The following is a 12337-nucleotide window of genomic DNA, read 5'->3' on the forward strand; positions in this document are numbered from 1 at the left end:
TAATGCTGTTTTATTACCAATGAATACAGCATTATATTTGAATCAAGTGATACAAAATGATGAGAATTTTCATGCCGAAACCAATGAGGAATTCCGTGAATTAGTAGATAAAATTATGAATCCGAAAGTAAATCACTATGAAGTTCCATCCGATGTGAATGCTAGTCTTCGTAGTTACCAGGTGACAGGATATAAATGGCTTTGTACTTTAGCGGATAACAATCTAGGTGGTATCCTTGCGGATGATATGGGTCTTGGTAAGACGTTACAATCTATTGTATATATGGCAGCATTTAGAGAGAGACCGTATCTGATTGTGTGTCCATCATCTTTGGTTTACAATTGGCAAGAAGAAATAGAGAAGTTTGCACCTTTCTTAAAGACTGCAATAGTAGTAGGGACTCCGGAAGAACGTGCGGCTGTTATTGATAGTGCTAAGAATGAAGAAGAAATCGATGTTGTCATTACGTCCTATCCACTAATTAGAAGGGATATTGAGGTTTATGCAGGATTACAGTTCCACACTATGTTTATTGACGAAGCACAATTCATTAAGAATGCTAACTCACGTAATGCCAAATCAGTAAAAGCAATACAAGCGAAGCACAAATTCGCATTAACAGGTACACCAATTGAGAATAGTTTATCAGAGCTTTGGTCTATTTTTGATTTTATTATGCCATTTTATCTGTTTACAAGTTCTAAATTCCAGTCTATCTATGAGAAACCTATTATTAAAGATGGAAACAAAGATGCAATGGCAGATTTGAATCGTCACATTCAACCATTTATCTTAAGAAGAATGAAGAAGGAAGTTCTATCAGAATTACCAGATAAAGTTGAAACAAAATACATGACGGAGATGACGGATAATCAAAGAAAGGTTTATGCTGCGTACCTTGCCAGTATTAGAGATGATTTATTCAAAGATGGCGCGGATACTGGATTTGAAAAGAAAAAAATCGAGATCCTTGCAGCACTAACAAGACTTCGTCAGATATGTTGCCATCCATCAACATTTATTGAAAACTACAAAGGTGGCAGTGGTAAGATGGACTTACTTATGGAAATCTTGCCAGATATAATCGGAGCAGGACATCGCGTATTAATCTTTTCGCAGTTTACAACTATGCTACATCTGATTGAAGATGAACTTAAAAAGTCAGAGTTTACGTATTTCTCATTGGAGGGTTCTACAAGTATTGATACCCGTAAAGATTATGTAAAACGTTTTAATGAGGGAGAAGGTGATATCTTCTTAATCTCATTAAAGGCAGGTGGTACAGGACTTAATCTAGTGGGAGCAGATACGGTAATACACTTTGATCCTTGGTGGAATCCGGCGGTTGAAGAACAAGCCACTGACCGTGTTTACCGAATTGGGCAGACCAATTCGGTTCAAGTAATTAAGCTAATAACAAGGGACACCATTGAAGAGAAGATTTATAAACTACAGAAAAAGAAAAAAGAATTATCGGATTCTGTAATTCAAGCCAAAGAGATCTTTATTAATCATCTATCAAGAGAGGAATTAGAAGAAATCTTTAAGTTATAATAGTACAATAATCCATTTGATAAAAAACAAAAATACTGGTACAATATTTGTAGCTTTAAAGCAAGTATTGTATTAATTTGAACATTTAGAGTTTTAGGAGAATAAGAATGAACGACATTACGATTATAGGTATTGCAGGGGGATCTGCATCTGGAAAAACAACAGTAGCTAGTAGAATCAAAGAGGAATTTAACGATGATGTTGAGTTAATCTGCCATGATTATTACTATCTAGCACACAATGATATTCCGTTTGAAGACAGAGTTAAGCTTAATTATGATCATCCAAATGCATTTGACACAGAGAGATTAATAAGTGATATCAAACAATTAAAGCAAGGAATTGCTATTGAACGCCCAGTATATTCTTATACGGAGCATACAAGACTTTCTGACACTGTACGTGTTGAACCTAAGAAAGTTATTATTGTAGAAGGTTTCTTGATTTTTGAAAATCCAGATTTATTACACTTAATGGATATTAAGATTTTTGTAGATACCGATGCGGATGAGAGATTAATTCGCCGTATTCTTCGTGATGTTAAAGAAAGAGGCAGAAGTTTAGAATCAGTAATTACACAATATTCTACAACGGTTAAGCCAATGCATGAACAATTTGTAGAACCATCAAAACGTCATGCAGATGTAATTATTCCTTATGGCGGACAGAATGAGATTGCGCTATCCATGCTATTAGACAAGATTCGTAATATGGTGGGTTAATAAGTATAAAAAGAAAGTTGTTTGGTTTTCTTACCGAACAACTTTCTTTGTTTTATTGCCTTTGTTTAGTTTGCAAAATGAGAGTTATAGAACTCTTCAACTAAAAGATCAACATAGGAATCAACTAAATTCTTATCGAATGTTTCAAGAATTCCATTTTTAATGTACTCTGTTTGTTTGAAATAATTAATTTCATCTGCTTCGTTAGGATCTATAACACGATCTAATACTTCCTTTGTTATATTTTTCTCTAACCATGTATTAATGGCATCAGTAAGTGCGTTTTCTTCGTCGATTTGTCCCTTCACTTGTTTAGAGTGTTTTAAAGTTCCAAAACCAATGATAAGGAAGCTGGTAAATAATAACCCCATGATAATCCATGCAAAATATCCTTGGTAGAAGCTTAATACTCCAAATATATTAAGAAGCAATACCACTAAGCCACCAAATCCAACAGCGATAAAGATATAAGCAGTAGAACGAAGATCTTTAAATTGGTCTGCCTTTCTCACATACACAGTAGAAGACTTAGATGCAGCTTTCATATCATTTAATGAGCTATTGTTTTTGTTTTTTTCATAATTATAATCTTCATCATCAATATCCGCATCATATGAATCTGATAAACTTGAATTAGGTGATTTGTCTGTAGTAGATTCAACATTCTCTTCGGATGATTTTTCTTCTTCAGTTTCAGCAATATAGAACGCCTGAAATAATTTCTTTGCTTCGCTTAAATCGTTCTCATTCACTACAACGACATAGGATTGATCTTTTTCGTCATAAGAATATGAAGCTTGATTAATCTTAGAATAGTCAAGAAATTGGATTAATTTTTGTGCATCTTCTTCTTTTTCAAGACGAACTACTTCAGATTCAGAAACATGACCTTCTGTAGCTTCTTCGATTAATTCTGTACCACAATCAGCACATACTTTAATTCCTTCTCGATATTCCATGTTACATTTTGGACACCACGGCATATGGAAACCCCCTTTGAATTAATAAAGGCTTCTGCAAAATTAGTAGTATATTGCAAAAGCCTTTTACCTTTTATGAATTACTCAGCGATTTTGAATAAATGGTATGCTTTTTTACCTTTCTTAACAAGTAAAGCACCATCAGAATTAAAATCGCTTGGTGTAAATACACGGTCAAATTCAGTTACTTTAACATCGTTAACTGATACACCACCTTGTGTAATGTTTCTTCTTGCGTCAGAACGTGAAACTGCTAATTTGGCATCTACTAAAAGAGTAATTAGATCGATACCCTCATTGAATTGTTCTGCAGTATAAGTAGTAGTAGGCATGTCATCTGTCTTCATATTACCACCGAATAAAGCACGAGCAGCTTCTTGTGCTTTAATAGCTTCTTCTTCACCATGAACAATCTTAGTAATTTCGAAAGCAAGAACTTCTTTTGCGTGATTGATTTCAGAACCTTCTAAAGCGCCAAGTCTACGTACTTCATCCATTGGTAAGAAAGTAAGAAGACCTAGACATTCTTCCACCTTAACATCTTCGATGTTTCTCCAGTATTGGTAGAATTCATATGGAGAAGTCTTTTCTGGATCTAGCCATACAGCACCCTTCATAGTTTTACCCATCTTAATGCCTTCGCTAGTTGTTAATAACTTAAATGTTAAACCATATGCTGGTTTACCTTCTTTACGACGGATTAAGTCAACACCACCTAAGATGTTAGACCATTGATCGTTACCACCAAGTTCAAGAGAACAACCGTACATTTGATTTAATTTTAAGAAGTCATAAGATTGCATCAACATGTAGTTGAATTCGAAGAATGTAAGACCTTTTTCCATACGTTGCTTGTAACATTCAGCAGTAAGCATTTTGTTTACTGAGAAATGAACACCGATTTCACGTAAGAATTCAACATAGTTTAGGTCAAGTAACCAATCAGCATTATTAGCAATAATAGCGTTATCATTATTGAAATCGATAAAACGAGATAATTGTTTATGGAAACAATCTGCGTTATGTTGAATCGTTTCTTTCGTCATGATTGCTCTCATATCAGATTTACCAGTAGGATCGCCAATCATTGTAGTACCACCACCAAGTAAAGCGATTGGTCTATGGCCTGCACGTTGCATATGCATCATAGCCATAACTGTTAAGAAGTGTCCAGCAGTTAAACTGTCAGCAGTAGCATCAAATCCTATATAAAAGGTAACTTTCTCCTTACCTAATAATTCTCTAATTTCTTGTTCATGAGTAGTTTGCTCGATAAACCCTCTTTCGAGTAAAATATCATATACGTTTGTAGACATTTTTGTTCCTCCTTAAGGTAATATGGTAACGATTTGATAACTGTTTTGTACCAAATTGTATCCTTCAATCATAAATATTATCGTAACACAAACCCCCGTCATATTCAAGATGAATGTATGCATATATTTATGTAGGGAATAATTTAGATCATTGTAAGAAAGGGAGTAAGTATAATGGAAAAGGATACAACCTATACTGTGAATAGACAAGAATTAATTCGTTTGGCTAGAGAGAGTTGTGAAGGGAATCTTAAATCTTCTGGGAATGGAAGATTCTCGCAAGGTTTATCAAAGAAAGGGGCTAATCCAAAGAAAGAATCTATAGCTAAGGTACCTAAAGCTACGACTGCCAAGAAGACAAAAGTTAATGTAGGATCAGAGCAAGATAAGAAACAAAAAGCGATTAAATCAATTCTAATCCGTACTATATGCGCTTCGGCAGTTTTTCTTGTTATTGTAGTTTTTGATAAGATTAATTTTACTTATAAAACTTTTGGTGCAGACATGATTAAAGAAGTAGTACAGAGTAACCGCGTGTATGATAAAGCCGAGAAGTTCTTTGCAACATTGCAAGATGAAAAAATTGTTGATGTTTTTAATAGACTTGATTAAGGAAGTTGTGTTATACTCTTAATCGTATGTAAATATGCGATATATTATTAACATTTGTTATTGCTAATATGTATTATTGTTAATAATATAAGAAATTTTGATAAATTAAGCTATTACAAAAGGTTTCGTTATCCCAAGTAATAGCCAATATAGAATGGAGATACAAGATACATGAGAAAATTAGCTTTATCTGATGAAATACTGCTAACGGTAGAAAAACCAGCCAGATATATTGGTAATGAAGTAAATATGGTCGTAAAGGACTTAGATAAAATTGATATCCGCTTTTGTATGTGCTTTCCTGATGTATACGAAATCGGTATGTCACATCTAGGAATTCAAATTCTATACGATATGTTTAATAGAAGAACTGACACATACTGTGAAAGAGTTTATTCACCATGGGTAGACCTTGATCAAATTATGAGAGAGAAAAAGATCCCATTATTTGCTCTTGAATCACAAGATCCAATTAAAGATTTTGATTTCCTTGGAATTACTCTTCAATATGAGATGTGTTATACTAATATACTTCAAGTGTTAGAATTATCACAAATTCCTATCTATGCGAAGGATAGAACAGAAGAACATCCTATCGTAGTAGGTGGAGGACCTTGTGCATATAATCCTGAGCCACTTGCTGACTTCTTTGACTTCTTCTATATCGGAGAAGGGGAAACTGCCTATGATGAAATTCTTGATTTATATAAAGAGAACAAGAAAAACGGTGGTTCAAGAATCGATTTTCTTCGTAAAGTAGCGAATGTACAAGGTATGTATGTACCTATGTTTTATGATGTTACGTATAACGAAGATAATACAATCGCTTCCTTTACAAAGAATGATCCTGAAGTACCAGATATGGTTAAGAAACAAGTTGAGATGGCATTAAGTGAAACGGTATATCCAAAGAAACCACTTGTCCCTTATATTAAGGCAACGCAAGACCGTGTAGTTCTTGAGATTCAACGTGGTTGCATTCGTGGATGTCGTTTCTGTCAAGCTGGTATGATTTATCGTCCAATTCGTGAAAGAGATTTAGAATTCTTAAAAGAACGTGCTTATGAGATGCTTAAAGCAACAGGACATGAGGAAATCTCCTTAAGTTCTTTAAGTTCTAGTGATTATTCAAAGCTACAAGAATTGGTGTATTTCTTAATAGATGAATTTCGCTCCAAAGGTGTTAATATTTCACTACCTTCCCTTCGTATCGATGCATTCGCTCTTGATGTAATGAGTAAAGTACAAGACGTAAAGAAGAGTAGTTTGACATTTGCACCAGAAGCAGGTTCACAAAGACTTCGTGATGTAATTAATAAAGGCCTTACAGAAGAAGTAATCTTAAAGGGTGCTATGGATGCGTTCATTAGCGGTTGGAATCGTGTTAAGTTATACTTTATGTTAGGGCTTCCAACTGAAACTTATGAAGATATTGAAGGAATTGCTACATTATCCGATAAGATTGCAAGAGAATATTATACAATACCAAAAGAAGAACGCAATGGTCGTGTAAGTATTGTATCAAGTACGTCGTTCTTTGTACCAAAACCATTTACACCATTCCAATGGGTACGTATGAATACCAGTGAAGAATTCCTTGAAAAACAACGTTTCCTAAATGGTAAGATGAGAGAGCAATTAAACGCAAAGAGTATCAAATACAATTGGCATGAAGCAGAACTTACTATGTTAGAAGGTGTTCTTGCCCGTGGAGATCGTAGAGTAAGTAAGATTGTTTATGACGCTTATAAAGCGGGATGTATCTATGATTCTTGGTCAGAACATTTCAAGTATGATTTATGGATGAAAGCATTCGAAGATAACAATATGGATCCTTTATTCTACACAAGTAGAGAAAGGGATTACGAAGAAATCCTTCCTTGGGATTTCATAGATGTAGGAGTTACAAAGAAATTCCTTATAAGAGAATACGAACGCGCAGTATCAGAAAAAATAACTCCAAACTGTAGACAAGCATGTTCTGGATGTGGTGCCATGAGTTTTGGTGGCGGTGTTTGTTTCGAAGGAGGGAATAAGTAGATGAAAGCAAGAGTAAAATTTTCTAAGACAGGTAACCTTAAGTTTATAGGCCACCTTGATGTGATGCGTTATTTCCAAAAGGCATTCCGTCGTGCAGAGATTGATGTAGAATATTCAAAAGGATTTAGCCCTCATATGTTATTATCCTTTGCGTCGCCTCTTGGTGTGGGATTAACTAGTGATGCCGAATATCTGGACATGCAGTTATTATCTACGCTATCAGAAGAAGAGATGATTGCCAAGATGAATGAAGCCATGGTAAATGATATTCAAGTAGTTGATTTTAAACTACTTCCTGATACAAGTAAAAATTCCATGTCTATCGTTGCAGGAGCTGATTATAAGATTTCTTTAAAAGATGGATATACCTTCGAAGCGACTACAGATGCAGATGGACATGTTCTTGAAACTTCATTAACAACAGAAAACTTCAAAGAACGATTTGAAGCCTTTATGGCCAAAGAACAAATCGTAATTCTTAAGAAATCTAAGAAAAGCGAGAAGGAAGTAGACATCAAACCATTTATTTATCATGTAGCATTTGATGCCAAGTCATTTGCTGAACTTGGAGGTACCTTCTGTGAAAATAGCGTTGCAGAAAGTTATACGAATGAATGTATTGTCTATATGCAATTAGCTGCTGGTAGTGTGAATAACTTGAAACCAGAATTAGTTATGGAAGCTTTCTGTCAATCAGAGAATGTAATATTCAATCCATTTGCTTATCAGGTACATCGAATGGAAATGTATGCGGATCTTGGGACAGAAGAAGAGAGAAAGCTAGTTCCACTAAATGACGTAAAATAATTGTAACGACATAGATAACGATTCAGTTACGTAAATCGTTGCAGATAAATTATGAAAATTATATGATACGGTTATAGAGATTTTCGATTAGAATTTCTTTATAACCGTATTTGTGCACACTAGAAATAGTGCAGATGGGAGCAGGTATGAACAGTAAGTTAATCTTAACAACAAAAGAAAATAGAATAATATCTTCCTTAATCGAAGACAATGAATTTGTACAACTTCGTGTGGATTCTATGGATTCTGATAGTATATTAGGGAATATATACGTTGGTAAGGTAAAGAATATAGTTAAGAACATTAATGCTGCCTTCATAGAGATTGCAGGCGGTGCTATGTGTTATTATTCTTTGGAAGAAAATAAAAATCCGATTTATGTGAAAGAAAAAAAGACGGATAAAATTGTAATGGGTGATGAAATCTTAATTCAAATAGAGAAAGAGAACATAAAAACAAAGGCGCCTGTAGCAACTTGTCATCTAAACTTCACAGGAAAATATGTTGTATTAACCCATGGTAAGACTAAGATTGGTGTGTCGTCTAAGATCACATCGGATAATGAAAAGAAACGTTTGAAAGAAATCTTATATTCCTATAAGAACGATGAATATGGCTTTATTATCCGTACTAATGCGCAGGGTGCCTCTGAAGATATGATTCAAGGGGAAATTGATTCATTAATTAAGATGTATGAAGAAATTACTCAGTATGGTGTTCATCGAAGCACGTTCTCGTTAGTGCATAAAACACCGTCAGCGTATCTATGTGATATTCGTGATGGTTATGCCAATACTCTTACGGAAATTATTACAGATGATGAGAACATTTACGCACAGATCGAGGAGTATCTAAAGAAGTATCAACAAGAAGACCTAGAGAAGCTTCGGTTCTATAATGACGATCAAATCAAATTAAGTGCTTTGTATAATATAGAGAAGAGGTTAGAAGAGGCAACTCGTGAACATGTGTGGCTTAAGTCTGGTGCATACTTAGTAATTCAGCATACAGAAGCCTTCAATGTTATCGATGTGAATACAGGGAAAGCAATCGCGGGTAAGAAAAAGGCTCAGGAAACCTTCCTTAAGATTAACCTTGAAGCAGCAAGAGAAGCAGCAAGACAAATTCGATTGCGAAACTTATCAGGAATTATTATAATCGATTTTATAGATTTATTAGATAAGAAAGATCAGGAGATTCTTATGAAAGAATTAACGCAGTTGTTTAAGAAGGATCCTGTTAAAACCACAGTAGTTGATATTACAGCCTTAAACTTGGTTGAGATTACTCGTAAGAAAGTACGAAAACCACTTCATGAGCAATTAAAGTAATGGGTAGGTTGTCAAAAGCCTGTTTAATATTTTGATTCGTCAATTTGCACAATTTATGGATTGGTAAGTGATGCAAACATAGTTTAAGTTAGGTCTGTGAATGTGCAAATTGATGAAGGTAAGTTTTTTGGTTGGCTTTTGACTACACTTATATTCATCTTAGAAGGAACAGGAGGTTACTATGAATAAGACTAATGTTATGCGTTTATTAGAACAAGCAAAGATTCCCTATACACCACATGAGTACGAAGTTGATGAGAATAATCTAGCAGGTGTACATGTAGCAGAGCAGATAGGGCTACCTATCGAGATGGTTTTCAAAACTTTGGTAGCATTTGGTGAGAAACATGGCGTAGCGGTATTTTGTATTCCCGTTGGAGCTGAACTTGATTTGAAAAAGGCAGCAAAGGCAGCAGGAGAGAAGAAGATAGATTTGTTACCAGTGAATGATCTATTAAAACATACAGGATATATACGTGGCGGCTGTTCTCCTATAGGTATGAAGAAGAAATATCCCACTTATTTTGATGAAACAGGCATATTATATGATACAATTGTAGTGAGTGCGGGGGCTCGTGGGTACCAAATTGAATTAGAACCTAATGCACTTATTGAATATGTAGATGCGAAGGAGATGGATTTGATAGTATAAGATCAAATGAATATCTTTAATACTACTGAATAATAGATAATTAATTCTGGAAAGAAGGAACGAAATGAAAATAACTGTAATTGGCTGTGGTCGTTGGGGATCTTTAATTACTTGGTACTTAGATAGTATAGGACATAACGTTACACTATATGGGCGTGAAACTTCAAAGAACATGCAGCGTTTTATCAAAGAGAGGAAGAATGATTTATTAGAATTTCCTGAATCAATAAAGCTTAAGACAGACCTTGCATGTGTGAAAGAAGCAGATGTGATAGTAATTTCGGTAAATTCGCAAGGATTGCAGGCTTTAATGGATGAAATTAAGCAATATGAACTTACAGATAAAATTTTTGTTCTTTGCATGAAAGGTATCGAAATCTCAACAGGTAGAAGATTATCACAAATTGCAAATGATAATCTTGATTTCTCAAATAATGTGGCAGTTTGGTTAGGACCTGGTCATGTACAAGAATTTTATCATGGTATTCCAAATTGTATGGTAATTGATAGTAATGATGCTAAAACAAAAGAGTTGTTAGTAAATGAATTTTCCAGTGATTTGATACGCTTTTATTATGGACAAGATTTGATAGGGAATGAAATTGGTGCCGCTGCAAAGAATGTAATTGGTATTGCGGCTGGTATGTTGGATGGCCTTGATTTATCTACCTTAAAAGGCGCTTTGATGTCAAGAGGAACAAGAGAAGTAGCAAGATTAATAAAGGCTATGGGTGGAAATGAGTTGTCGGCATACGGTCTATGTCATCTAGGTGACTACGAAGCTACAGTTTTCTCAAAGTTCAGTCACAATAGAAAATTTGGTGAAGCATTTATTAGAAAAGAATCATTTGATGCGTTGGCAGAAGGTTACTATACGGTTAAAGCAATGCTTAATATAGGTAAGAATTATGGGGTGGATTTGCCGATTTGTACAGCAGTATATGATATCCTTTATCGCGAAAAGGATGCGAAAGAGGTATTAGATGGCTTATTTACCAGATCGTTAAAAAATGAATTTTAGATTGCATATGGAATAATTATAAATATAATGGGAAAAAATCTAGAAATATGATTGACAAAACAAAAAACTGATGGTAATATAGTCTAGTGTGCCGCACAACGAGGTTAAAGTTCTGTTCAAACAGACACCATAGTTGGCGAGTAATGATAATAGGAGGTGCCATATGTACGCAATTATAGCAACAGGTGGTAAACAGTACAAGGTAGCAGAAGGCGATATCATTAACGTAGAAAAGCTTGGAGTAGAAGCTGGATCAACTGTTACATTTGATCAAGTTCTTGTTGTAAGCAACAACGGTTTAACAGTTGGAAACCCTACAGTAGCTAACGCTAGTGTAACAGCAACAGTTGTTAAAGACGGTAAAGCTAAAAAAGTTATCGTTTACAGATATAAGAGAAAATCTGGATATCACAAGAAAAACGGTCATAGACAACAATTTACTCAAGTTAAGATCGAAAAAATCAACGCATAATCGAATAGGAAGTAGATATGATAAAAGTATCTTTTACTCGTAATGCGGACGGTGTTTATAATGGATTCAAAACAAAAGGACATGCAGAATTTGCAGACAGAGGTTATGACATCATATGTTCAGCTGTTTCGGTTCTAGTTGTAAATACTATTAATTCTATTGAAGCATTCACTTCTGATCAATTTGAGATGAGAGGCGAAGAAGATTCTGATAAGATAGAATTTGTTATCTTGTCTGAGGTAAGTAAGGAGTCTACCTTATTACTTAATTCTTTAATACTTGGATTACAAGGAATTATTGAGAATTATGGACAAGAGTATATAGATCTGAAAGTATAATAACTTTTAGTGATTCTATTTCATAAAATTGAAATAATATATTTGATTGATATACACGATTCAAGGAGGTGTAAGACTATGTTAAAGATGAACCTTCAGTTATTCGCTCATAAAAAGGGTGTTGGTTCTACTAAGAACGGTAGAGATTCAGAATCTAAAAGATTAGGTGCTAAGAGAGCTGATGGACAGTTTGTATTAGCTGGAAATATTCTTTACAGACAACGTGGTACTAAAATTCATCCAGGCGTAAACGTAGGCCGCGGTGGAGATGATACTTTATTTGCTTTAGTAGACGGTGTTCTTAGATTCGAAAGAAAGGGTAGAGACAAGAAACAAGCTAGTGTATACCCTGTAGAAGCTAAATAATGTAATATATGTAGATGAAGCCCCATTTCTTGATTACATCATAGAATGGGGCTTTATTAAACGATTTTATGATATGGGCAGGTATTATGATTTCATGTATAGCTCTGATATGATTGAATTAAATG

At 34.6% G+C, this 12337-nt stretch carries 13 protein-coding genes; 11 read left to right on the plus strand and 2 right to left on the minus strand.

Features of this window, described 5'->3' with window-relative positions:
* Both ACW2QF_RS13100 and udk read left to right on the plus strand, forming a co-directional pair.
* Positions 1 to 1555: SNF2-related protein (locus ACW2QF_RS13100; protein ID WP_455716455.1), on the plus strand; the 1555-nt coding region annotated here is incomplete at its 5' end.
* A 107-nt stretch (positions 1556 to 1662) separates the two neighbouring features.
* On the plus strand, positions 1663 to 2277 hold the full coding sequence (gene udk / locus ACW2QF_RS13105) for a uridine kinase (protein ID WP_455716456.1): 615 nt from the start codon (positions 1663 to 1665) through the stop codon (positions 2275 to 2277).
* A gap of 65 nt (positions 2278 to 2342) precedes the next feature.
* Here udk and ACW2QF_RS13110 read toward each other — a convergent pair whose 3' ends face one another.
* Together ACW2QF_RS13110 and tyrS are read right to left on the minus strand one after the other, a co-directional pair.
* Positions 2343 to 3260, minus strand: a complete 918-nt coding sequence (locus ACW2QF_RS13110; RefSeq protein ID WP_455716457.1) for a hypothetical protein — start codon at positions 3258 to 3260, stop codon at positions 2343 to 2345.
* A 77-nt stretch (positions 3261 to 3337) separates the two neighbouring features.
* Complete coding sequence (gene tyrS, locus ACW2QF_RS13115) at positions 3338 to 4573, minus strand: tyrosine--tRNA ligase (protein WP_455716458.1); 1236 nt, start codon at positions 4571 to 4573, stop codon at positions 3338 to 3340.
* 174 nt (positions 4574 to 4747) lie between these two features.
* Here tyrS and ACW2QF_RS13120 point away from each other — a divergent pair, with 174 nt between their 5' ends.
* The 9 genes from ACW2QF_RS13120 to rpmA all read left to right on the plus strand — a co-directional run bounded on the left by ACW2QF_RS13120 (position 4748) and on the right by rpmA (position 12212).
* Positions 4748 to 5185, plus strand: coding sequence for a hypothetical protein (locus tag ACW2QF_RS13120; protein ID WP_455716459.1), 438 nt, complete (start codon positions 4748 to 4750; stop codon positions 5183 to 5185).
* 171 nt (positions 5186 to 5356) lie between these two features.
* On the plus strand, positions 5357 to 7225 hold the full coding sequence (locus ACW2QF_RS13125) for a TIGR03960 family B12-binding radical SAM protein (protein WP_455716460.1): 1869 nt from the start codon (positions 5357 to 5359) through the stop codon (positions 7223 to 7225).
* The gene (locus ACW2QF_RS13130; protein ID WP_455716461.1) at positions 7226 to 8032 is read left to right on the plus strand and encodes a TIGR03936 family radical SAM-associated protein; all 807 of its coding nucleotides are present in this window, start codon (positions 7226 to 7228) and stop codon (positions 8030 to 8032) included.
* A 146-nt stretch (positions 8033 to 8178) separates the two neighbouring features.
* On the plus strand, positions 8179 to 9363 hold the full coding sequence (locus tag ACW2QF_RS13135; protein ID WP_455716462.1) for a ribonuclease E/G: 1185 nt from the start codon (positions 8179 to 8181) through the stop codon (positions 9361 to 9363).
* Positions 9364 to 9544: 181 nt separating this feature from the next.
* Positions 9545 to 10015, plus strand: coding sequence for a Cys-tRNA(Pro) deacylase (gene ybaK / locus ACW2QF_RS13140; protein WP_455716463.1), 471 nt, complete (start codon positions 9545 to 9547; stop codon positions 10013 to 10015).
* 64 nt (positions 10016 to 10079) lie between these two features.
* Positions 10080 to 11036 carry an NAD(P)H-dependent glycerol-3-phosphate dehydrogenase gene (locus ACW2QF_RS13145; protein ID WP_455716464.1) on the plus strand — a complete coding sequence of 319 codons (957 nt, stop codon included), beginning with the start codon at positions 10080 to 10082 and terminating at the stop codon, positions 11034 to 11036.
* 163 nt (positions 11037 to 11199) lie between these two features.
* Entirely contained in the window at positions 11200 to 11508 is a 309-nt protein-coding gene (rplU, locus tag ACW2QF_RS13150; protein WP_073281564.1) for a 50S ribosomal protein L21, read from the plus strand.
* Positions 11509 to 11525: 17 nt separating this feature from the next.
* Positions 11526 to 11846, plus strand: a complete 321-nt coding sequence (locus ACW2QF_RS13155; protein WP_455716465.1) for a ribosomal-processing cysteine protease Prp — start codon at positions 11526 to 11528, stop codon at positions 11844 to 11846.
* A 78-nt stretch (positions 11847 to 11924) separates the two neighbouring features.
* Positions 11925 to 12212, plus strand: a complete 288-nt coding sequence (gene rpmA, locus ACW2QF_RS13160; RefSeq protein ID WP_167956590.1) for a 50S ribosomal protein L27 — start codon at positions 11925 to 11927, stop codon at positions 12210 to 12212.
* Positions 12213 to 12337: the final 125 nt, after the last annotated feature.

Source organism: Anaerosporobacter sp., assembly GCF_965301125.1.